Here is a 21,899-nt window from a genome sequence, read left to right as displayed (position 1 = left end):
CGGAACCTGTGCCGGCGCGGTGCTTACTGGATTTTCGGGATCTGGCCGGTGGGCATGTCCTGGCCGGGCAGCGGCCGGGCGAACGGAACCTTGGTGCCCAGGACCTGGGCGACGACGTCGTTGGCGACCTGGCGTGCCGTCAGGCCCACGCGGTCGAGGACTTCGGCGCGGGTGCCGTGGTCCAGGAACTCGACGGGCAGGCCGACTTCGTTGAGCGCGGTATCCACTCCGGCCGCACGCATCTCCTGGCGGATCCGGGAGCCCACTCCGCCGGCACGCACACCGTCTTCGATGACAATCACGATCCGGTGTTCAGCGGCCATGCTGATGATCGACCGCGGCACGGGCAGGACCCAGCGAGGATCCACCACGGTGGAGCTGATGCCCTGGGCGCCCAGGCGGTTGGCGACCTGCAGTGCCATTTCGGCCATGGCTCCGACGCTGACAATCAGGACGTCGTTGGACTTCTCATCCGTGGGCCGCCTGGCCAGGACGTCCACGCCGTCGGAGGTGCGTTCCAGCGCCTCGACGTCGGGACCGACGGTTCCCTTGGAGAACCGGACCACGCTGGGCGCGTCGCTGATGGCCACAGCCTCGCGCAGTTCTTCCTTGAGCCGGGTGGCGTCGCGCGGTGCGGACAGGTGCAGTCCCGGAACGATCTGCAGCATCGACATGTCCCACATGCCGTGGTGGCTGGCGCCGTCGGGCCCGGTCACGCCGGCGCGGTCCAGCACGATCGTCACGCCGGCCTTGTGCAGTGCCACGTCCATCAGCAGCTGGTCGAAGGCGCGGTTCAGGAAGGTGGCATAGAGCGCGACGACGGGGTGCAGCCCGCCGAATGCCATTCCGGCCGCGGAGGTGAGGGCATGCTGTTCGGCGATGCCGACGTCGAACACCCGCTCCGGATGCTTTTCCGCGAACCGGTGCAGTCCCACCGGAATGAGCATGGCGCCGGTGATGCCGACGATGTCCTCGCGCTCGTCGGCGATGTCAGCGATCTCCGTGGCGAAGACGGACGTCCAGGACTGTTTGCCGCCCGGCTCCACCGGTTTGCCGGTCTCCGGATCGATGATGCCGACGGCGTGGAACTGGTCCGCCTCATGGGCCCGGGCGGGAGCGTAGCCGCGGCCCTTTTCGGTCATGGCATGCACGAGCACGGGGCCGCTGTAGTTCTTGGCCTTGGTCAGCGCGCGTTCCACGGCCGCCATGTCATGGCCGTCGATGGGTCCGATGTACTTCATTCCGAGGTCCTCGAAGAGGCCCTGCGGGGCCCACCAGTCCTTGATGCCGCGCTTGGCGGCGTGCAGGCTGTGGTACGTGAACCGACCTACGGGTCCGCCCTGCTGGAGGCGCTGCTTCGACCAGCCGAGCGTTTTTTCGTAGACGCGGTGGGTGCGCACGGCGTCCAGGGTGGGGCGCAGGGACGCGAGGTAGTCGGCGAGGCCGCCGATGGTCGGCGCATAGGAGCGGCCGTTGTCGTTGACGACGATGACGACGCGGCGGCGCTGGTCTGCCGCAATGTTGTTGAGGGCTTCCCAGGCCATGCCCCCGGTGAGGGCGCCGTCGCCGACCATGACCACTGTGTAGCGGTCGCCTTCGCCGGTGAGCTGGCGGGCGCGGGAGATGCCGTCGGCCCAGGACAGGGAGGACGAGGCATGGGAGGATTCCACGATGTCGTGCACCGATTCGGCGCGTGAGGGGTAGCCGGACATGCCGCCCTGCTGGCGCAGAGTGGAGAAGTCCTGCCGGCCGGTGAGGATCTTGTGGACGTAGGACTGGTGGCCGGTGTCAAAGACGATGCTGTCCCGGGGCGAATCGAAGACCCGATGGATTCCCACGGTCAGCTCCACGACGCCCAGGTTTGGCCCGAGATGGCCGCCGGTCTGGGCGACATTGCTGATGAGGAACGACCGGATTTCTCCGGACAAGCGTTCCAGCTGCTCCGTGGAGAGTCGGCTCAGGTCCCGTGGATCACGGATGGTTTCCAGAAGTCCCAACGGGCGCCTCCCTGCTTCAGGCAACGGCACTGCACACCGTCACAACGGTTTAACTCTAACGCTTGCGGGGCGGCACCCGGTTCCACAACAGGCAAAGAGCCCCGGCCGCCGAGTCGAAACTCGGCGGCCGGGGCTCTCTTCTCCGGAGGCCGCGGCAGCGGCACTCCGGCGGTGCTGCTTACTACTTAGCGGTGATCTGGCGCAGTACGTACTGCAGGATGCCGCCGTTGCGGTAGTAGTCGGCTTCACCCGGGGTGTCGATGCGCAGGACGGCCTCGAACGTGATGGCTTCACCGTTTTCCGGCGTCGCCGTGACCGTGACGGTCTTGGGCGTGGTGCCGTTGTTCAGTTCGGTCACACCGGAAACCGCGAAGGTTTCGGTGCCGGTCAGGCCCAGGGACTCGGCGTTGACGCCGGCCGGGTACTGCAGCGGAAGAACGCCCATGCCGATGAGGTTGGAGCGGTGGATGCGCTCGTAGCTCTCGGCAACGACGGCCTTGACGCCCAGCAGTGCGGTGCCCTTGGCAGCCCAGTCACGCGAGGAACCGGAGCCGTATTCCTTGCCCGCCAGGACAACCAGCGGAATGCCGGCGGCCTGGTAGTTGACCGATGCATCGTAAACAGCAGCCTGGGGTGCCTCGGCCTGGCTGAAGTCGCGGGTAAAGCCGCCTTCAACGCCGTCGAGCAGCTGGTTCTTGATGCGGATGTTCGCGAACGTGCCGCGGATCATGACTTCGTGGTTGCCTCGGCGCGAGCCGTAGGAGTTGAAGTCCTTGCGCTCGACGCCGTGCTCCAGCAGGTAGCGGCCTGCCGGGGTGTCGGACTTGAAGGAACCGGCCGGGGAGATGTGGTCGGTGGTGACCGAATCGCCGAGCTTCAGCAGGACGCGGGCGCCCTCGATGTCCGTGACGGGCTCCGGCTGTGCCTTCATGCCGTCGAAGTACGGGGGCTTCCGCACGTAGGTGGACTCCAGGTCCCACTCGAAGGTTGCGCCTTCGGGGGTGGGCAGGGACTTCCAGCGGTCGTCGCCTTCGAAGATGGTGTCGTAGCTGTTGCTGAACATCTCCTTGTTGATGGAGGCGTCGATGATTTCCTGGACCTCGACCGGGTTCGGCCAGATGTCCTTGAGGAAAATGTCGTTGCCGGCTTCGTCCTGGCCCAGCGGGTCAGCATCGAAGTCGAAGTCCATGGTGCCGGCCAGGGCGTAAGCGACCACCAGCGGCGGGGAGGCCAGGTAGTTCATCTTCACGTCCGGGTTGATCCGGCCTTCGAAGTTGCGGTTACCGGAGAGCACAGCGGTCACTGCGAGGTCGGCTTCCTGGATCGCCGTGGAGATTTCCTCTTCCAGGGGACCGGAGTTGCCGATGCAGGTGGCGCAGCCGTAGCCGACGACGAAGAAGCCGAGCTTCTCCAGGTACGGGATCAGGCCGGACTTCTCGTAGTAGTCGGTGACTACCTTGGAACCCGGAGCGATCGAGGTCTTGACCCACGGCTGGGTTGCAAGGCCCTTGTCGACGGCGTTGCGTGCCAGCACTGCTGCTGCCATCATCACCGACGGGTTGGACGTGTTGGTGCAGGACGTGATCGAAGCGATCGACACGGCGCCGTGGTCCAGCTCGAAGCTGCGGCCATCGGCCATGGTGACCGGAACCGAGTTTGTGGAGCGTTCGGCCGGAGCGTCGGCCTTCTCCACCAGATCGTGTTCCTTGTCCTCGATCTGCGTGGCATTGGCGTTGAAGGAGGGGGCGTCGGAGGCGGGGAAGGTCTCTTCCAGTGCCTCGTCGACGGTGCCGCTCTCGGCTTCGACCGTTTCGTTGACGTAGTTCTTCAGGTCCTTGCGGAACTGTTCCTTGGCGTTGGTCAGCTCCACGCGGTCCTGCGGGCGCTTCGGTCCGGCGATGGAGGAAACCACCGTGGACAGGTCCAGCTCGAGGTACTCGGAGTACTGGATCTCGATGGACGGGTCGTGCCAGAGGCCCTGTTCCTTGGCGTACGCCTCGACGAGGGCAACGCTCTCGTCGGAGCGGCCGGTCAGGCGCAGGTAATCCAGCGTCACGCCGTCGATCGGGAACATGGCGGCGGTGGAACCGAATTCCGGGCTCATGTTGCCGATGGTGGCGCGGTTGGCCAGCGGAACGGCTCCGACGCCTTCGCCGTAGAACTCGACGAACTTGCCGACAACACCGTGCTTGCGCAGCATTTCGGTGATGGTCAGCACGACGTCGGTAGCGGTGGCGCCGGCCGGGATCTCGCCGGTCAGCTTGAAGCCGACGACGCGCGGGATCAGCATGGAGACGGGCTGGCCCAGCATGGCGGCTTCGGCTTCGATGCCGCCGACGCCCCAGCCGAGTACGCCCAGGCCGTTGACCATGGTGGTGTGGGAATCGGTGCCGACGCAGGTGTCGGGGTAGGCGCGCAGGACGCCGTCCACCTCGCGGGTCATAACGGTGCGCGCCAGGTACTCGATGTTGACCTGGTGGACAATGCCCATGCCCGGGGGAACAACCTTGAAGTCGTCAAAGGCTGTCTGGCCCCAGCGAAGGAACTGGTACCGCTCGCCGTTGCGCTGGTATTCGATTTCCATATTGCGCTCAAGGGCGCCGGAGTTACCGAAGGCATCGATCTGGACGGAGTGGTCAATGACCATTTCGGCCGGCGCGAGGGGGTTGACCCGCTTGGGGTCTCCGCCCAGTTCCGCCACTGCTTCACGCATGGTTGCCAGGTCCACAATGCAGGGAACGCCGGTGAAGTCCTGCATGATCACCCGAGCGGGGGTGAACTGGATCTCGGTGCTCGGTTCTGCGTTGGCATCCCACTGCGCCAGGGCGCGTACGTGGTCTGCGGTGATGTTGGCACCATCTTCGGTGCGCAGCAGGTTCTCCAGCAGGACCTTGAGGCTGAACGGAAGGCTCTTTGCGCCTTCGACGGAATTCAGCCGGAAAATTTCATATTCGTTTCCGCCGACGTTTAGTACGCCTTTGGATCCGAAGCTGTCCACATTAGTCATAATAGGACTCCTCTCGCCACCGTATTATCTTTGTCCAGCGGTCCGCGGCGTGCCAGTTAGGACTCCCTAACCGGAACACCACGAGGGACGGCTGAGAAAATGGTGGACTATTTTCGCTGCCGGAAAACCCCCTGCCGTTTGAAAACTTTTCCCGCAAAAAAGCAGGCGAAGTCTCCCCAACACGGCGCGGATCTGCACAACTGCTCTTATAGTATCCGTTACACGCCCCTGTGACCTTCGAACATGCCCGAGAGGCGCCGGGCACATGGTGCCGGGCGCCTCCCAAATATGCCTTCCGGACAGAAGACCCTGCCCTTGCGCGCCTTACGCGCGGGTCAGTACCGCGAAGGATTCCATGTGGTGGGTGTGCGGGTACAGGTCGAAGACCCGCAGCGAGTCGAGCTGCCAGCCCAGGTCCTGGAAGTAGCCCAGGTCGCGGGCGAAGGACGCCGGGTCGCAGGAGACGTAGCCGACGGCGCGGGGAGCGGCGGCATCGATCTGGCCGACCACGTCCTTGCCGGCTCCGACGCGCGGCGGGTCAAGCAGGACGACGTCGAGCCGGCCCTCGTAGGCGGCCAGGGACTTGTCCACGCGCCCCTGCAGGATTTCCACCTGCGGTGCGGAGAACAGGTTCTTGCGGGCATCCCGGCTCGCGGCCGGGGAACCCTCGACGGACAGCACGCGCCCGGTTTCTCCGGCGGCGTCGGCCAGCGGTGCGGTGAAGAGGCCCGCTCCGGCGTAGAGGTCGGCGACCTGCTCCCCCGGCTGGATCTGCAGGCCGTCCAGGACGGCGCCGACCAGCGTCTGCGGTGCGCTGCGGTGGATCTGCCAGAACCCGGCACCGGTGACCCGGTAGTCGTGGCCGCCGACACTCTCCTGCACCCAGGTGCGTCCGCGCAGGCGGTTCAGGGTGGAGGTTTCGGGGTCCCAAGAGGCAATGGAGGTGCCTTCGGGCAGGGCGGAGGCGATGCGGCCCAGCGCCTTGGGGTGGGCGCCGGCGGCCGGAATCAGCAGCACCAGCGGCGCGCCGGTGGTCGGGATGGCCACTTCGACCCGGGACACCCCGCTGAAGTCGATGTCCCAGAGCTGCAGGTTGTTGACGGCCTCCACGGCCAGCGGCATGCGCTGTACCGGAATGAGTTCCTCGGAACGGTGGGCGTGCATGGCCAGCCGTCCGCCGGGAGCCACAGAGAAGCTTGCCCGGGTGCGCCAGTGCAGTCCGTCGGCGCGTTCCTCGAGCGCCGGCTCCACGGTGACCTCGCGGTCGTCCTTGGCCAGTCGGCGAAGCTGCTCGGTGAAGATCTGCGCCTTGAGTTCGCGCTGGGTCGGCAGATCGATGTGGCCGAATTCGGCGCCGCCCACCGGCAGCCGTCCGCGGGAGGCGGCGCGGAGCGCATCGGCCTCGGGCCAGAAGTGCTCCACCCGGCCGGGCGCTGCTTCGAGCACCTCGACGACGTCGGCACGCCAGAAGCTGGCGCCGTCGGCCGCGTCGGTCAGACGGACCCGGACGCGCTCCCCGGGGAGGGCATGGCGGACAAAGACCACGCGTCCTTCGTGGCGGGCCACGAAATGGCCGCCGTGGGCGGGGGCGCCGATGGTGAGTTCAATCTCGGATGGAGTGGTGTCGGTCGTCATAGTGCCGGATACTTCCTGATGGAGCCTAAAAGACCATCACATCATGCCCCGGCGCCGGTGCATATTCGCGGGGCCTGCGGGTCTATGCTGGCGCTTTGGCTTTTTTCGTTATCGATCATCAGGAACCGAGGTAGCAGGTGGCCCACTACGTCATCATGGGGTGTGGACGCGTTGGCGTGTCACTGGCCCACACGCTGGACAATGCCGGGCACACGGTGGCCGTCATTGACCAGGATGAAAGGGCCTTCCGGCGTCTGCGCAGCACCTTCACGGGCCGGAGGGTCACCGGCGTCGGCTTTGACCGCACCACCCTGACTGAGGCGGGGATCAAGGAGGCGTACGCCTTTGCGGCCGTTTCCTCGGGTGATAATTCCAACATTCTTGCCACCCGCGTCGCCCGCGAGACCTTCCATGTGCCGCACGTGGTGGCCCGGATCTACGACCCCGGCCGCGCCGAGATCTACCAGCGGCTTGGCATCCCCACCGTCGCCGCCGTCCGGTGGAGCGCGGACCAGGTGCTGCGGCGCATCCTGCCGGAGCAGAGCATCAACGGTGATTTCCGGGAGTCCTCCGGCCGCCTGATCCTGGGCGAGCTGTCACTGCACGAGGGCTGGCTCGGCACCACGCTGAGCGGAATCGAACAGGCAGCCGGGGTCCGCATTGCCTATGTCACCCGCTTCGGCGAGGGAACGCTCCCCCGTCCCGACACCAGCTACCAGCAGGGCGACGTGCTGCACGCGATGATGAACGTGGAGCGCACCAGCGAAATCAGCCGCATCCTCTCCGTACCGCCTTATAAGGAGAACCAGTGAAAGTCGTCATTGCCGGAGCCGGCAGCGTCGGGTCCTCGATTGCCAAGGAACTCCTCTCGCACCGCCACCAGGTCCTTCTCATCGATGAGAAGCCCGAGGTGATGGCGCGAAGCGGGCTGGTGGATGCCCAGTGGCTCATCGGTGACGCGTGCGAGCTGACCACTCTGAAGGACGCCAATCTGGACGAGGCCGACGTCATGGTCTCCGCCACCGGTGACGACAAGGTCAATCTGGTGGTGTCGCTGCTGGCGAAGAGCGAATTCGGCGTGGCCCGCACGGTGGGCCGGGTGAACAACCCCAAGAACGACTGGATGTTCGATGATTCCTGGGGCGTCGACGTCGCCGTGAACACTCCGCGCCTGATGACCGCGCTCGTGGAGGAGGCAGTGGAAGTGGGAGACCTGGTGCGGCTGCTGACGCTGCAGAGCGGAGTGGCTTCCATGGTGGAGTTCACGGTTCCGGCGGATTCACCGCTTACCGGCAAGACGCTCGGTTCGATCGACTGGCCGATGGACACCACGGTCACGGCGATTCTGCGCGACGATGCCCCGATCACTCCGAGCAACGATGACGTGATCGAAGCCGGGGATGAGCTGTTCTTCATCTGCACGATTGCGGCCGAGGACCAGCTGCGTGCGGTGCTGCTCCCCGACGGGCCCGGCTAGCCGGACCTGAGTTGGCCGCACTGAGTGGGCCGGCCTGAGTTGGCCGCACTGAGTTAGCCGGGCTGGCGCTCCGAAACGTCCCGGGGCGTCAGCGGGCGCGAAACCATCCACGCCAGCCACAGGCCCAGCGCATACAGCGGCACCCCCATGGCCAGGCGCATCGTGCCCAGCGCGGCCACGTTGTCGGCCAGGTAGAGCGGCAGCTGCACGGCCAGCCGGAGCGCGAACACGGCAATGATGATCCACGTCGCCAGTGCATAGGCGCGGATCCGCTTGCGGTCGGCGTGCCATTCCAGGTTCTCGCCCCGGATGAAGCCGAACAGGAGTCCGGCCACGGGCCAGCGGACGGCGATGGACACGATGAACGCCAGGATGTAGCCGGCGTTGAGGAAGAAGCCGGGAAGGAAGAACTCGGTCCCGCTTCCGCTGCGCAGCGCCACAACGGCACAGATCACGACGCCGATCACCCCGGTGAGGGACTGCATCAACGGGCGCTTCTGGACCAGGTTGGCCACTGAGAACACGGCAGCCGAGGCCACGGCCGCCCCCAATGAGACATACAGCCCGGATGTGAGCGTAAAGATCAGCGTGAACAGGAGCCCGGGGACGATGGCCTCGGCCAGGCCGCGGACTCCGCCGACCGACTTGAGGACATCGATTTGCCCGTCATCGCCGCGTTCCACCCCGGCCTTGGCCGCGTAGGCGCCGGCAACGTCGCCGAAGGACGGCTCCTGCGGGCTGGCGGGCAGTTCGCTGCCGGTTCGATCAGTCATGTCTCGTTCTCCGGTCGTCCGATAATTTCGTAGCGTGGATTAAAGATGGTGGGGTAGCTGTCCACCGTGCTGACCATGCCCTCGAAGGCGAGCCGGGTGCCGGCAACAACTCCGGGAACGCGGCGCTGGCCAACCCACACCAGCCGGACCTTCGGCTGTACCTTGCGGGACATCGGGTCGCGGTATACCGCGTCCACGTCCTCCACCATGGCGGTGAAACGCGGCGGATCCGTTGCCGGAACCACGGTAATGGACTGCACATAGCCGCCGCTGTAGACACGGCCGCGCTGCGGAACAGCGCTGACGGGGACCGGCTCATCCCGGCTTCCCGGCGAGGCCGGGCGGTTCGAGGGCACCAGGTCAGCCGATGGTCGTAATCTCGGGTCCGCGCTTCGGCGGACCGGGACGGGCGCTGCCGTCGGCGGCCCGCGGCAGCGGCGAAGCATCGCGCGGCAGTCGCAGCTGCAGCAGGTCCCGCGGCGGCAGCGGCTGCTCGCCTCGGACGACGACGACGTTCCGGAAGACCTCTTCCAGCGGACCGGCGGCCTGCGGGTCGAGGGCCGCGGGGCCGCCGAACACGCCGCGGAGGAACCAGCGCGGACCGTCAACGCCCACAAAGCGGGCCACTCGGTATCCCTTGGACCCGTCCTGGGCCTGAGCCGGAACCTTGGCCAGCAGCTCGGTGCCGAAAACGCCGTCGAGCTCATCTACGGTGCCGCCCTGCGACCCCACCGATGTGCCGATCTGGCCGCGGATGTCATCCCACAGCGTCTCGGAACGCGGAGCAGCGAAGGCCTGCAGCTGCAGGCTCGATCCGTCCAGGTCCAGCGTCACTGCCACCACCCGCTGGGTTTTCTCCTCCACCTCAAGACGCAGCTGAAGGCCCTCGGCCGAGGCAATGCGCAGGGCACCCAAGTCAACGTAGCCCTCTTCGGACGGCTTGTCCGCGGCATCCCAGGGGCCGGTCGCGGGCGTTCCGCCGTCGGCTTCAGCCGCGCCGGAGGCGGCGGCGGACGGCGACTTGGCGCCGTCGTTCCCCTGCCTGTTCTGTTCCGGGCCTTCCTGGTCCTGCGTGTCTTGTTCCTGCTTGTCCTGCTTGTTCTTCTTCAGTCGCCCAAATGCCATGACCGGGTTCCTCTCTCTCATAGGGAGGGCCGCACACTGCTGACCCCCCGGACAGCCGCTCTAGGCAGGCAGTGCTGTAAAACCGCCGGTGGAACCGAATCCGCCGGTGCCGCGAACGGAGTCGGACAGCTCGTCCACCAGCTCAAACGAAGCCGTCTCCACCCGCTGGATCACCATCTGGGCAATCCTGTCCCCCCGGTTCAGACTGATCGGCCGGGACTTGTCGGTATTCAGCAGCGTAACGCTGATCTCGCCGCGGTAACCGGCGTCGACAGTTCCGGGAGCGTTGACCACCGTCAGGCCGTGCTTTGTGGCCAGGCCGGAGCGCGGATGAATGAACGCCGCGTAACCGAAGGGAAGCGCCAGTGCCACCCCGGTGGGAACGAGCAGCCGCTCACCCGGCTCCAGCACAAAATCAATGCGCGTGCGAAGGTCGGCGCCGGCGTCGCCGGGATGCGCGTACGACGGCGGTTCCAGCCCGTCGTCGAGCATTTTCAGCTGCACGGTCATAGTGGGGGCTGTTTCAAGCACCGGTGTCTCCGACTTCCCTCGTGTGATCCTCGTGTGGTCCTGCGCGGGTTGCTTCCTGCGGATTGCTTCCCGCGGGGAGCCGCGCACGCACCCCGGAAGTAGCCCGGGAATACCGCACCTCACTTTAGCGCGTTTTCCTGCCGCCTCTCCGTACGCCGTGCGGCCCGTTTCTCCCGGCCTGGCCCCAAGATGAAATGCCGGGCCAAAGGTGCCAAGCTGGAGTCATGTCATCCCCCTCTGCCCAGACGTCCCCCGACACCGTGCTGTACTCCGAGCGGCTCCTGCCCTCGTTCGGCGTCTGGCTGCTCGTCCTCTTTGCCTCGTGCGCAAGCATCCTCGTCCTCCTGCCGGTCAGCTTGGAGGCCGGGATCATCGCTGCCGTTGTCGTGTTGATCATCATTACCACCATGCTGCTGGTCAGCACGCCCGTGATTCGGGTTACCGCCGACACCCTCCAGGTGGGCCGGGCGGAAATCGAACGGCGCTACATCGGAACGGTGGAGGGCTTCCGCGGGGACGAGGCGACGTTCCAGCGCGGCCGCGGGCTCAACGGCACTGCCTTCATGTGTTTCCGCGGCTGGATTTCGCCGGTGGTCCGAATCGAAATCACTGATCCCGCTGACCGCACCCCGTACTGGCTGACGTCCACCCGCCACCCCGAAGACCTGGTTCAGGCGCTCAGCAGCTAGCCTTCGCATCCCGAACCGGCAAGGGGGAAGGCAGCCCCGGACCCGTCCGGGTGCTGCCTGAACCGTGCGGGCATCACCCCTCGCAGTCGATGCAGTAGTACAGCCCGTCCTTCTCCGCCGCGATCTGGGACCGGTGCCGCACCAGGAAGCAGGAGGCACAGGTAAATTCGTCAGCCTGCGCGGGCAGCACCCGCACCAGCAATTCCTCCCCGGAGAGGTCCGCTCCGGGGAGCTCAAAGCTGTCAGCGACCTCGGCCTCGTCTTCATCCACGACCGCCGACTGCGTGCCGGCGGTCCGGCGGGTCTTTAGTTCCTCCAGGGATTCTTCGCTGATGTCCTCGTCTGTCTTGCGCGGCGCATCGTAGTCAGTCGCCATAATCCGTACTCTCACCATCCGGTCGAGTCTTGTGGGTTGAATGAGCTGCAGCCGGTAGCTAGACCAGCTTGCTTCTTTGGCTCGGAGGTATCAACGCCATGGCGTTCCCTTTTGTGCCCGTAAACCAGAGATTTTTGCTGAGGGTGGAGAAAATAGCCACAGTTGAGCCCTGCCCCGGCACTGAACCCGGCAAACGTGAAAACCCGGGACGCAGCCCAGGCTTCAAAACAGGCCGCCGTGAGCAGCCGAACCGCGCCACACCCTTGCAAACAGTAGGCGTTCGGCCTTCCGGATGGCATTGTTTCAAGAAGGTATTGCTAACGGGTGGAGGATTGGTTCATGCAGGATCTACGTCTCGTGGGTGTCCATGAGGGTGGCGAGCATTTGCTGCTCAGCGGTAAAGGTGGGGAAACATTCCGGCTTCGGATGGACGAAGCGCTCAGGGTGGCAGTATCCCGACCGGTGCACCGCTCCACGTCAGCGGCAGAACGGCCCGAGGGCCCGGCCATGACTCCGCGTGACATCCAGGCGCGCATCCGGTCCGGCGCCAGCGCAGAAGAGGTCGCGGAAATCTCGGGCCTGGACCTTGCCCACATCCGCCGCTACGAGGGTCCCGTTCGCGCGGAACGCGATTATGTGGCCCGCCAGGCCCAGGGCGTCGAAGTTGCCGCCCCCCTCTCAGCGACCCATGACGGCTACCGCAGCACCTTCGGTGACAGCCCCGTCAATCTGGGCGACATGGTCAACCACCGACTCAAGGCCTTCGGCGTGGACCCTGACAGCGTGGAATGGGATGCCTGGCGGCGCCCGGATTCCACCTGGGACGTCGTGGCGCGCTTCGACTTGGGGAACGACTCCCAGGTGTCGGTGGGCGAGGAACCCCCGGCCCGCTGGACATTCAGCCCGCTGCGCAAGAGCGTCTCCAACTCCAACCGTTGGGCCCAGCTGCTCAGCGAGCTGGAACCGCTGGACTCCCCCGTGCCGTCCCGCCGGCTCACCGCCGTCGCCGACCGGGTTTTTGATTTCGAGGCCGTGCCACCGGCGGAGACCGACGGCGCGTCCGAGGACGGCGACGAGGACACCGACAATCTGCTCGAGGTCCTGCGGTCCCGCCGCGGCCAGCGCCTCGGCGCTGATGAAGACGGCGACGATGCCCTGGCGACCCTGCTGGCCAAGGGCGGCATCCCGGCCGCCCATCCCCGTGACGGACGCCCCGAGGTCGACGACGCCGGCTCCAGCCGCCCGCGCACCGGACGCCTTTCGCTGGCTCCGGCCGCCGCTGAGGCAATCGAGGCCCCCGATGCGCCGGACTCGCTCCGTTTGTCGGACGGCGTCAACCCGGGAACCCGGGAAATCAGTGTCCTCGCCCGCCCGTTCCGCCGCCGCGGCGAAACGGCAGCTGCTTCCGGAAAGGATTCAGCCAAGGGTTCCGGCAACGGCATGGATCCGGCCTCTTCGTCCGCCGACATCGCCAAAGCCAACGACGGCACCGGCACCGAGGCGACCGCCGGTGCTGAGGCGCCCGAGGCCCCCGCGGTCAAAAAGGCCGCGGCGCCTGCCGCGGCTGAGTCCATTAAGGCAACCCCCGACAGCGGGGCCGCTCCGGCCGGCCGGGGCAAGGCCAAGCCCGCCGGACGAAAGAGCGGCCGGACCGACTTCCCCTGGGACCGGATGAGTTCGGGCGCTCCGAAGAACGATGTCACGGGCTCCGACGACGCAACGAAGGGCGGAGACTCCGCCGACCGGCGGGGCATCAAGCCCAAGCGCTCCTCGGTTCCCAGCTGGGACGACATCGTCTTCGGCACCAAGGGCGACTAGCCAGCTCTTCCAACGTCTGGCCAACTCTTCCACCCGGTCCCCACCAGCCGAACACCGGCCGTCCTGCCGCGGAGTGGCTCCCGGCAGGACCGGAACCGGGGTTCAGGCTTCGCGCGGGGGCACGGCGCAGACGTCGAGATCCGTGGCGGAGCCGGGTGCCAGCTCAGCAATCGATTCAGCTTTGTGTGCAGTGACCCGCCGCATGTAGTGCCGGCGGCACAGGGTTTCATAACCGACCACCGGCGCACTCCGTACGGCCTCCGCGGCAAACAACGGCTCCTCCGCAACGGCGGCGGACTCCGCGGGCACCGCCGCCGGAGCATGCTTTCCGACGTCTCCGACCACCACCTGGTCCCCCTCCACCACCATGATTCCGTTCACGGTTCGGGCGTTGTGGGTGGCTCTGCGGCCGCACCAGCACAGGGCGCGCACCTGGAGCACTTCCATCCGGTCGGCCAGCTCGATCAGCCGTTGGGATCCGGGGAAGAGCCGGGTCCGGAAGTCCGATGTGATGCCGAAGGCAAAAACATCCGCGCACAGTTCGTCCACCACTCGGGCCAGCTGCTCCACCTGTTCGGCGGAGTAGAACTGTGCCTCGTCGCAGATGAGGTAGTCCACGGCGAATCCGGCGCCGCGGCGGTTCGTTACTTCGTTCCAGAAGTCAGTGCTGTCAGTGACCTCCACCGCGGGAGTGCGCAGTCCGAGCCGGGAGGAAATCACCGAGTCCCCGGCGCGGTCGTTGCGGCTGAACAGGATGCCGCCGCGGCCGCGGGCGCTGTGGTTGTAATCCATCTGCAGCGCCAGCGTTGACTTGCCGCAGTCCATGGTTCCGGAAAAGAAGACGAGCTCAGCCACGGTTACTTCTTTCCCCGGCCCTGGGCTCCGGCACTGCGCCGGGCAGCAGGCACCGCCAGCTGCAGCAACGGCACTTCCCGCTCCGCCCGGGTGAGGGAGCCGTGCTGGCCCACCACTTCCAGGGAGGAGGCCTTCATGCGCCGAAGGTCGTACAGGGCGATCGGTTCGCGCGCCAGGACAAGGACGTCGCCAATGCGCGGCAGCACCGACTCGTTCACGACCGGCCCGAACCAGCCGGCGGCGACGGCTTCCTCCCGGGTGGCGATCCAGATTTTGCTGCCGTAGGCGGCGCGCCAGGCGGCCATCAGGGTTTCCCGCTCCCGGGCGCCGGCGTCGGATTCCAGGTACAGGTGCACCATCCGCGGCTCCCCCGCGGTGTGCCGCACCCCGGCGATCAGCGCCGGGTCTTCCGAAAAGTCGTACCGGTGCTCCGGAGCAATGTCGACCATGCCGTGGTCCGCCGTCAGCAGCAGCAGCGTGTCGGCCGGCAGCCGGGCGGCCAGCAGCTTCAGGGCGCTGTCCAGCTCCTCGAGCTGGAAGCCCCACTGCGCGGACTGGGCACCGTGCTTGTGGCCGGCCTTGTCCAATTCGTTCCAGTACAGGTACATCAGCATGCGCGGGGATGCGGCCAGGGCTTCGGCAGCGGCTGCCACCCGGGCATGGACACCGGTGGCGCCGATGAAGGTGCCGCCGCGCAGGGCGGCCCGGGTCATCGCCGAATCGGCGAACCGCGGCAGGCTGACCGAGGCCACCGGAAGGTGTTCCGCCACCCGTTCCAGAACGGTGGGATGCGGCTGCCAGCGCTGGGGATCAACGCCGGAGTCCCAGTTCCCGAGCATATTGACAACCTTGTCCTGCTCCGGATCCAGCACGTCGTAGCCCACCATGCCGTGTTCTCCGGGCGGCAGGCCGGTGCCCAGCGAGGCGAGCGAGGCCGCCGTGGTGGTGGGGAAAGCCGCAGTAAGGACGCGGCCGGCGGGCAGGAAGCTGCGCAGGAACGGCGCGTGGCCGCCGCGCTGCTTCAGCAGGGACCAGCCCAAGCCGTCCACCATGACCACGCAGACCCGCTTGGCGGCCGGCAGGTTCAGGGTGTTGGCAAAGCCGGGGACGCCGAGGACGGCGGCCGAGCTGGTCAGCACCTCGGCAACACTGCTGCGGCCGTAGCCCGGGGCGGGAGGCAGCGGTTCGCCGGGGGCCGTGCCGGACGGGGCAACGGCGCCGGGACCTGTTCCGGAGGGCAAGTTCATGGGCCCTTACCGCTGGTGGTGGGTGCGGTTGAACCGGCTGCCGATGCCGGGTACGCGCCGGGAGTCCCCGGGCTCCGCCGGCCGCAGATTGACGGTGTCAGTGTTGACCTTGCGCAGGGCGCGGGCGAAATCCTTGGCGTTCTGCACTGCCTGCGCGCCGTCGGCCTCGGCACTGACCCGGAGCACGATGTCCTCCTGGGCGATGGTGCCGGTGTAGCCGTGGTCGGCGTCGCACTGAGGATCGGCGCAGCCGGCCGGTCCCATGTCCAGGCGCTGGCCGCCGGACCAGGCAATGGCCAGGGTGAGCTCGCGCGCCTGGTCCGAGGGCTTGTAGTCCTGCGGCTGGGCATACATGTAGCCCAGGACCACTGAGCGGATCTGGGTGACCGGCACCGATTCGGTGGAGACCTGCGCCATCATCTGCTCACCGGCGTCGTCCAGCTGCTGGTCGTCAACATGGGTGATCACCAGCATGTCCTCGGTCAGCACCAGCACCGTGATGTGGCGGTGCACCTCGGTGCGCTCGAAGTGGGTTTCCAGATGGATGATGTGGGAGAGCGGTTCACGGCCGTCCAGGGCATCGTGGACCACGTCGGCCAAAAGGGTGGGGTAAAAGCCTGCCCGCTCCATGGAAGCGTCAAGGCTGCGGCGTTCAGCGGAAAGTAACGGCGACATGCTTCCAGTTTCCCCCAGAGAGCGCCCCAGTACCTAAATGGCGCGCGGGAGCAATCCGAGTTAGTCCGGCATCTCCCGGTTCCGCCCTGCCTCCCGTGTGGCTAGTCCCTCATCGCCCGTCGTGCGCTGTCCGTCCGCTGCTGCGGATTGCCGAGCCGGACGTCGGCGCTGAGGACCGTCACACCCGTGGTGGACACCAGCACGGGGTTGATTTCCAGCAGCGCAATCTCGGGATGCTCGTCCTTGAGCAGGGCCAGCCGCGAGATCAGGTCTTCCAGCGCAGCCACATGGGCCTTGGGCAACCCCTGATAGCCGAACAGCTTTCCGGAGGCCCGGGGTGCGCGCACCAGGTCCGCGACGTCGGTGTCCGTCAGCGGCGGAATGCCGTGCGCCCAGTCGTCCAGCAGGTTCACCGCATCCCCGGCCAGGCCGAAGGACAGCACCGGCCCCAGCAGCGGATCCTCAATCGCGCGGACCATGCAGCCCTGCCCGGACGGCGCCATGGACTGCACCTCGAGTTCAAAGCTGCCGTAGGGCTCCAGCGCCTGCTTCATCTGCGCGATGTTGGTGAGCAGGTCCTCCGGCGTGGAAATGTTCAGCCGCACGCCGCCCAGGTCCAGCCGGTGCCGCAGGTGCTCGTCCATCGTCTTGATGACCACCGGCCAGCCGAGCGTGTCGGCGGCCGCCACCGCCTCCGCCCCGCTGGTGAAGGGCAGTGACGGCAGCAGTTCCACCCCGTAGAAGCGCAGCAGCCGGGTGGTTTCGTCGGCGGTCAGCCGCGTCAGCCCGTCCCCCGCCACCCGGGTCAGGAGCGTGTCGATGAAGGCGCGGGCGCCGTCGGGATCGGCGCCGGCCGGCTCGATGAAGTGACCGTGGTCGCGGGCGGACCATTCGGTGTACCGGACCAGGGAGGCGAGCGCAGCGACGGCGGCACCCGGGCTGGAGAAACAGGGCAGGCCGGGCTGGCGCCCGTCCTCCCCGGTGCTGCCGGAGCTGCCGGAGCTGCCGGAAGTCAGGATGCCCTCCACGTGGGCGCCCGGGTCCATGATCCCAGTGAAAGCGGCAACGACCGGCTTGCCGGTTTCAGCGGCACACTCCTGCAGGCACTGCGCGATCTTCTCCGTCGTCAGCCCCGGCGAGGGCAGCAGGGTTACGACGGCGGCATGCACGGCGTCGTCCGCGAGGGTCTTGGTGACGGTGGCACGCAGCAGCGGCAGGGCCACGCTCATGCCGGCGTCCAGGACGAGGTCGGTCTGCAGGCTGCCCAGCTCCAGGTCCAGGCCGAGAGCCGCGTCCGCGACCACCCGGCCCAGGGCTGCCGAGTTGCTGAACACCGCCAGGGAGCGGCCGGCCGGCAGCGGCTGGCTGACGGCGATCTGCACGACATCCATCAGCTGTTCGTTGGTGTTCACGCGGATGACTCCGGACTGCCGCAGCATGGCGTCCAGCGCCCCGGCCGGCGCCTGCGTGGTCCGCACGGCGTGCCCGGGAGGCAGCTGCAGCCCGGTGACGTCGGATTTGGCGACGATCACGGGTTTGGAGGTGGCCAGCCGCCGGGCGATGCGGGAAAACTTGCGCGGGTTGCCCACGGACTCCAGGTACATGCCCACCACCCGGGTGTCGGTGTCGTCCTCCCAGTACTGCATGGCATCGTTGCCGGAGACGTCGGCGCGGTTGCCGGCGGAGATGGTCGAGGACAGACCCAGCCCGCGCCGCTGTGCCGCGGCGTAGAGCAGGACCCCGATGCCCGCGGACTGGCTGAAGAGGCCCAGCCCTCCCCTGGCCGGCATCGCCGGGGCCATGGAGGCGTTCAGGGAGACGTCGGGGCGGGTGTTGATCAGGCCCAGCGAGGCCGGACCGACCACGCGCATGCCGTTGGCCCGGGCGTGCCGCACCAGGCGGCGCTGCCGGGCCAGGCCGCGTTCGCCGTCGTTCGCGAAGCCTGCAGTGGCAACCAGAAGTTCCTTGACCCCGGCGCGGGCGCATTCCTCGGCGACGCCGAGCACCTGGTCGTAGGGCACCGCAATGATGGCCAGCTGCACCGGTTCCGGCACGTCGGCGATCCGGGCGTGGCAGACCATGCCCGCCAGTTCGAAGGCTTCCGGGTTGACGGCGTAGACGGAGCCGGTGAATCCGCCCTCAATGATGTGTTCCAGCAGCTGGTAGCCCACGGTGCCCCATTCGCGGCTGGCACCGATGACGGCCACTGAGGACGGGGAGAGCAGATCGGCGACGCTGCGGGCCTCGGCGCGGTGTTCGCGCGCTTCCATGACGGCCCGGGACTTGTCAGTGGGGTCGATGTTGAAGTCCAGCGCGATCACGCCGTCGTCGAAGTGCCGGCGGACCTCGTAGCCGGCGTCGGCGAAGACGCCGATCATCTTGCGGTTCTCGGGGAGCACCTCGGCGGAGAACCGGCGGATGCCGTTTTCCCGCGCCGCGGCCGCCAGGTGTTCCAGCAGGATCGAGCCCAGGCCGCGGCCCTGGTGCCCGTCCGAGATGTTGAACGCCACTTCGGCTTCGGTGGGGTCGTCGAGCCGGTCGTAGCGGCCGATCCCGATGATTTCGGCTCCGATGGTGATGACGAACGCCACGCGGTCCCGGTAGTCCACGTTGGTGAACCGGGCCAGCTCCTTGTTGCTGAGCTTGGCCTTGTAGGTGAAGAACCGCAGATAGATCGAGCTCTGCGACTGCTTCATGTGGAACTCCTGCAGGGCCGGCGCATCGGCCGGTGTCACCGGTCTCAAATGCCCGGTGCCGCCGTCCCGCAACACCACGTCAGCTTCCCAATATTCGGGGTAATGTCCCTGCTCCGCCATAGACTCAGAGTAGTGGGAAAATTTCTCCGCTGTCTGCAGGGCGCATCGGCCGCCGCGCCGCCGCATCCTGCACACCCGTTATCCCCTACCAATGCAAGGACCCGACAACAGCATGGCCCGGCGCCAAACCGTCTCCAAAACCGCACCCGGCGAGATCATCGCCGAGAACATCATCGACATTGATGTCACCACCGAGATGGAAGGTTCCTTCCTCGAGTACGCGTACTCGGTGATTTATTCGCGCGCCCTTCCCGATGCCCGGGACGGCCTCAAGCCCGTCCAGCGGCGCATCCTGTACATGATGGCGGACATGGGCCTGCGCCCGGACCGCGGCCATGTGAAGTCCGCCCGGGTGGTGGGCGAGGTGATGGGCAAGCTCCATCCCCACGGCGACTCCGCCATCTACGACGCCATGGTCCGCATGGCCCAGAGCTGGGCGCTGCGCCTGCCGCTGATCGACGGGCACGGCAACTTCGGCTCGCTCGACGACGGCCCCGCCGCAGCGCGGTACACGGAGGCGCGCCTCGCCGCGCCGGCACTGACGCTGACGGATCACCTGGACGAAGACGTGGTGGACTTCGTTCCCAACTACGACAACCAGCTGATGCAGCCCGAAGTGCTGCCCGCCGCGTTCCCCAACCTGCTGGTCAACGGCGCCGCGGGCATCGCCGTGGGCATGGCCACCAACATGGCCCCGCACAACCTCGGCGAGGTCATTGCCGCCACGCAGCACCTGATCGCGAACCCCGACGCCACGCTCGATGAGCTGATGCGCTTCATCCCCGGCCCCGACCTGCCCAGCGGCGGGCGGATCGTGGGCCTGGACGGCATCCGCGACGCCTATGCCTCCGGCCGCGGTTCCTTCAAGACCCGGGCCAAGGTGGAGGTGGAACAGCTGACCGCCCGCCGCACCGGCCTGGTGGTCACCGAGCTGCCGTACATGGTGGGCCCGGAAAAGGTCATCGAGAAAATCAAGGACGCGGTGACGTCCAAGAAGCTGCAGGGCGTCTCAGACATCGTGGACCTCACGGACCGCAGCCACGGCCTGCGCCTGGTCATTGAGCTGAAGAACGGCTTCAATCCCAACGCGGTGCTGGCCCAGCTGTACAAGTACACCCCCATGGAAGATTCCTTCGGGATCAACAACGTCACCCTGGTGGACGGCCAGCCCCGGACCCTGGGCCTGGTGGAACTGCTGCAGGTCTATGTGGCGCACCGGCTCGGTGTCGTCCGCCGGCGTACGGCGTACCGGCTGCGCAAGAAGCAGGACCGGCTGCACCTGGTCGAGGGCCTGCTCATTGCGATCGTGGACATTGACGAGGTCATCCAGATCATCCGTTCCTCGGACGAGACGGCCCAGGCGCGCGAACGCCTCATGGCCATCTATGACCTGACCGAGATCCAGGCCAACCACATCCTGGAGCTGCGGCTGCGCCAGCTCACCAAGTACTCGCGCCTGGAACTGGAGAAGGAAAAGGACGAGCTGCTGCTGGCCATCAAGGAGCTGCAGGCGATCCTCGACTCCGAGCCGCGGCTGCGCTCCCTGGTCTCCGATGAGCTCGGCGAGGTTGCCGCGAAGTACGCCACTCCGCGCCGGACGGTGCTGCTGGAATCGGAGGCCTCCTCTCCCCTGAAGGGCGCCGCTGCTGCTCCCGCCGTTACCGGCAAGGGGGCCAAGGCCGCACTGCCGCTGGAGATTGCCGATGATCCGTGCTGGGTCATCCTCACCACCTCGGGGCAGCTCGCCCGGACCGCCAATCAGGAGCCGCTCACCGAAGCGGGACAGCGGGTGCGGCACGATGTGTTCCGCTCGGTCGTGAAGACCACCGCGCGCGGCGAGATCGGGGCGCTCACGTCGTCGGGCCGGATGATCCGCGTTCAGGTGCTGGACATGCCTGCCCTGCCGCCGACGTCGGGCCTGCCGAACATGGCCGGCGGGGTGCCGGTCAAGGACTTCATGACCCTGGCCAAGGGCGAAAAGCTGATCGGGCTGGTGCCGCTGAACGAGATCGTGGCCCTGGGCACGCGCAACGGCATCGTGAAGCGGGTCAACCCCGACTATCCGCTGAACCGCGACGATTGGGAAGCCATCACGCTCAAGCCCAAGGACGAGGTGGTGGGTGTGGGCGTGGCGCCGCAGGACACCGATGAACTGGTGTTTGTCACCGAGCAGGCCCAGCTGCTGCGCTTCAGCGCCGCGCAGGTCCGGCCGCAGGGCCGCACCGCCGGCGGGGTGGCCGGCATTAAGCTCGGCGCCGATGACCGGGTGCTGTTCTTCGGTGTGGTGGCGCAGAACGATCCTGCCGCCGTCGTCGTCACCGTCTCCACCGGCAGCGAGACCATCCCGGGCACGCCCGGCGGGTCGGTGAAGGTGACCGAATTCGCCGAGTATCCGGTGAAGGGGCGCGCCACCGGCGGCGTGCGTGCGCACCGGTTCCTGAAGGGCGAGGACGCGCTCGTGGTGGCCTGGGCCGGGCACGGTCCGGCGAAGGCCGCGGCCGCCAACGGCGTGGCCCGGGCGCTGCCCACCGAGCACGGGCGGCGGGACGGCTCCGGCATTCCGCTGACCAACCCGGTGGACCAGGTGGGGCCGAGCAACACACCCGTCGAGCCGGGCGAGGATCCGGCGGCCGGCTGACCCGGCCCTCCCCCTCCGAGCGGCCGCTGGAGATCCGGCGGCCGCCGGGGCTGCGGCTGGCCGGGGCTGGGGCTGGCGGGGGCTGGGGGCTGGGCCAGGTCGCCCGGACGCTCCCGGTTTCAAGTCACCAGCTATGGCGGGTTTGAGCACGCCGGGGGCACCGAAAGTGCAGCTATGGCGGGTTTGCGCGCAGCCCGGGCGCCGAGAGTGCAGCTGTGGCGGCCAAAACGCCGATCAAGT

At 67.4% G+C, this 21,899-nt stretch carries 17 protein-coding genes; 5 read left to right on the top strand and 12 right to left on the bottom strand.

What is annotated here, in order from left to right; genetic code table 11:
• Nucleotides 1-23 precede the first annotated feature (23 nt).
• From dxs to QNO00_RS12075, 3 genes are all read right to left on the bottom strand, one after another.
• A complete protein-coding gene (dxs, locus tag QNO00_RS12085; protein WP_229966904.1) occupies nucleotides 24-1,997 on the bottom strand; it encodes a 1-deoxy-D-xylulose-5-phosphate synthase in 1,974 nt (657 codons plus the stop codon).
• Between the two features lie 181 nt (nucleotides 1,998-2,178).
• Entirely contained in the window at nucleotides 2,179-5,004 is a 2,826-nt protein-coding gene (locus tag QNO00_RS12080; protein ID WP_229966905.1) for an aconitate hydratase, read from the bottom strand.
• A 324-nt stretch (nucleotides 5,005-5,328) separates the two neighbouring features.
• Nucleotides 5,329-6,639, bottom strand: a complete 1,311-nt coding sequence (locus tag QNO00_RS12075) for a class I SAM-dependent RNA methyltransferase (RefSeq protein WP_229966906.1) — start codon at nucleotides 6,637-6,639, stop codon at nucleotides 5,329-5,331.
• 137 nt (nucleotides 6,640-6,776) lie between these two features.
• Between QNO00_RS12075 and QNO00_RS12070 the strand changes: the two genes are divergently transcribed.
• Both QNO00_RS12070 and QNO00_RS12065 read left to right on the top strand, forming a co-directional pair.
• Nucleotides 6,777-7,451, top strand: a complete 675-nt coding sequence (locus QNO00_RS12070; RefSeq protein WP_229966907.1) for a potassium channel family protein — start codon at nucleotides 6,777-6,779, stop codon at nucleotides 7,449-7,451.
• Complete coding sequence (locus QNO00_RS12065) at nucleotides 7,448-8,116, top strand: potassium channel family protein (RefSeq protein WP_229966908.1); 669 nt, start codon at nucleotides 7,448-7,450, stop codon at nucleotides 8,114-8,116. The genes QNO00_RS12070 and QNO00_RS12065 overlap by 4 nt, the downstream gene beginning before the upstream one ends.
• Before the next feature lie 53 nt (nucleotides 8,117-8,169).
• On the opposite strand, the gene QNO00_RS12060 is transcribed toward QNO00_RS12065, so the two are convergent.
• Genes QNO00_RS12060 through dut form a run of 4 tightly spaced genes read right to left on the bottom strand, consistent with a single transcriptional unit; the run spans nucleotide 8,170 to nucleotide 10,524 of the window.
• A complete protein-coding gene (locus QNO00_RS12060; RefSeq protein WP_284024662.1) occupies nucleotides 8,170-8,889 on the bottom strand; it encodes a DUF3159 domain-containing protein in 720 nt (239 codons plus the stop codon).
• Complete coding sequence (locus QNO00_RS12055) at nucleotides 8,886-9,245, bottom strand: hypothetical protein (protein WP_229966910.1); 360 nt, start codon at nucleotides 9,243-9,245, stop codon at nucleotides 8,886-8,888. The genes QNO00_RS12060 and QNO00_RS12055 overlap by 4 nt, the downstream gene beginning before the upstream one ends.
• 4 nt (nucleotides 9,246-9,249) lie before the next feature.
• A complete protein-coding gene (locus tag QNO00_RS12050) occupies nucleotides 9,250-10,014 on the bottom strand; it encodes a DUF3710 domain-containing protein (RefSeq protein ID WP_284024661.1) in 765 nt (254 codons plus the stop codon).
• A 60-nt stretch (nucleotides 10,015-10,074) separates the two neighbouring features.
• On the bottom strand, nucleotides 10,075-10,524 hold the full coding sequence (gene dut / locus QNO00_RS12045) for a dUTP diphosphatase (RefSeq protein WP_229967001.1): 450 nt from the start codon (nucleotides 10,522-10,524) through the stop codon (nucleotides 10,075-10,077).
• Nucleotides 10,525-10,769: 245 nt separating this feature from the next.
• Here dut and QNO00_RS12040 point away from each other — a divergent pair, with 245 nt between their 5' ends.
• Nucleotides 10,770-11,234, top strand: a complete 465-nt coding sequence (locus tag QNO00_RS12040) for a DUF3093 domain-containing protein (protein ID WP_229966912.1) — start codon at nucleotides 10,770-10,772, stop codon at nucleotides 11,232-11,234.
• A 73-nt stretch (nucleotides 11,235-11,307) separates the two neighbouring features.
• On the opposite strand, the gene QNO00_RS12035 is transcribed toward QNO00_RS12040, so the two are convergent.
• Nucleotides 11,308-11,610, bottom strand: a complete 303-nt coding sequence (locus QNO00_RS12035; RefSeq protein WP_229966913.1) for a DUF4193 domain-containing protein — start codon at nucleotides 11,608-11,610, stop codon at nucleotides 11,308-11,310.
• Between the two features lie 339 nt (nucleotides 11,611-11,949).
• Here QNO00_RS12035 and sepH point away from each other — a divergent pair, with 339 nt between their 5' ends.
• Nucleotides 11,950-13,428, top strand: a complete 1,479-nt coding sequence (gene sepH, locus QNO00_RS12030; RefSeq protein WP_284024660.1) for a septation protein SepH — start codon at nucleotides 11,950-11,952, stop codon at nucleotides 13,426-13,428.
• Between the two features lie 102 nt (nucleotides 13,429-13,530).
• On the opposite strand, the gene QNO00_RS12025 is transcribed toward sepH, so the two are convergent.
• From QNO00_RS12025 to QNO00_RS12010, 4 genes are all read right to left on the bottom strand, one after another.
• Nucleotides 13,531-14,283, bottom strand: coding sequence for a thymidine kinase (locus tag QNO00_RS12025; protein ID WP_284024659.1), 753 nt, complete (start codon nucleotides 14,281-14,283; stop codon nucleotides 13,531-13,533).
• Nucleotides 14,284-14,285: 2 nt separating this feature from the next.
• Entirely contained in the window at nucleotides 14,286-15,530 is a 1,245-nt protein-coding gene (locus QNO00_RS12020; protein WP_284024658.1) for an alkaline phosphatase family protein, read from the bottom strand.
• Between the two features lie 6 nt (nucleotides 15,531-15,536).
• The gene (locus QNO00_RS12015; RefSeq protein WP_229966917.1) at nucleotides 15,537-16,205 is read right to left on the bottom strand and encodes a DUF5998 family protein; all 669 of its coding nucleotides are present in this window, start codon (nucleotides 16,203-16,205) and stop codon (nucleotides 15,537-15,539) included.
• Nucleotides 16,206-16,306: 101 nt separating this feature from the next.
• Nucleotides 16,307-19,021 (bottom strand): bifunctional acetate--CoA ligase family protein/GNAT family N-acetyltransferase, encoded by a 2,715-nt coding sequence (locus tag QNO00_RS12010; RefSeq protein ID WP_284024657.1) that lies wholly within the window; start codon nucleotides 19,019-19,021, stop codon nucleotides 16,307-16,309.
• A gap of 112 nt (nucleotides 19,022-19,133) precedes the next feature.
• Here QNO00_RS12010 and QNO00_RS12005 point away from each other — a divergent pair, with 112 nt between their 5' ends.
• On the top strand, nucleotides 19,134-21,659 hold the full coding sequence (locus tag QNO00_RS12005) for a DNA gyrase/topoisomerase IV subunit A (protein ID WP_284024656.1): 2,526 nt from the start codon (nucleotides 19,134-19,136) through the stop codon (nucleotides 21,657-21,659).
• The last annotated feature ends 240 nt before the right edge of the window (nucleotides 21,660-21,899 follow it).

The organism is Arthrobacter sp. zg-Y1219 (assembly GCF_030125545.1).
In the GTDB taxonomy this organism is placed as follows: domain Bacteria; phylum Actinomycetota; class Actinomycetes; order Actinomycetales; family Micrococcaceae; genus Arthrobacter_B.
Note: the sequence above shows the minus strand (reverse complement) of the source record. Positions and strands in the feature narration are given on the sequence as shown.

Excerpts from the sequence above, each read along its gene's own strand:
- QNO00_RS12060 (WP_284024662.1), bottom strand. The coding sequence starts at position 8,889 with ATGACTGATCGAACCGGCAGCGAACTGCCCGCCAGCCCGCAGGAGCCG.
- QNO00_RS12050 (WP_284024661.1), bottom strand. The coding sequence starts at position 10,014 with ATGGCATTTGGGCGACTGAAGAAGAACAAGCAGGACAAGCAGGAACAA.
- QNO00_RS12015 (WP_229966917.1), bottom strand. The coding sequence starts at position 16,205 with ATGTCGCCGTTACTTTCCGCTGAACGCCGCAGCCTTGACGCTTCCATG.
- dut (WP_229967001.1), bottom strand. The coding sequence starts at position 10,524 with ATGACCGTGCAGCTGAAAATGCTCGACGACGGGCTGGAACCGCCGTCG.
- QNO00_RS12035 (WP_229966913.1), bottom strand. The coding sequence starts at position 11,610 with ATGGCGACTGACTACGATGCGCCGCGCAAGACAGACGAGGACATCAGC.
- sepH (WP_284024660.1), top strand. The coding sequence starts at position 11,950 with ATGCAGGATCTACGTCTCGTGGGTGTCCATGAGGGTGGCGAGCATTTG.
- QNO00_RS12080 (WP_229966905.1), bottom strand. The coding sequence starts at position 5,004 with ATGACTAATGTGGACAGCTTCGGATCCAAAGGCGTACTAAACGTCGGC.
- QNO00_RS12010 (WP_284024657.1), bottom strand. The coding sequence starts at position 19,021 with ATGGCGGAGCAGGGACATTACCCCGAATATTGGGAAGCTGACGTGGTG.
- QNO00_RS12020 (WP_284024658.1), bottom strand. The coding sequence starts at position 15,530 with ATGAACTTGCCCTCCGGAACAGGTCCCGGCGCCGTTGCCCCGTCCGGC.
- QNO00_RS12005 (WP_284024656.1), top strand. The coding sequence starts at position 19,134 with ATGGCCCGGCGCCAAACCGTCTCCAAAACCGCACCCGGCGAGATCATC.
- QNO00_RS12040 (WP_229966912.1), top strand. The coding sequence starts at position 10,770 with ATGTCATCCCCCTCTGCCCAGACGTCCCCCGACACCGTGCTGTACTCC.
- QNO00_RS12075 (WP_229966906.1), bottom strand. The coding sequence starts at position 6,639 with ATGACGACCGACACCACTCCATCCGAGATTGAACTCACCATCGGCGCC.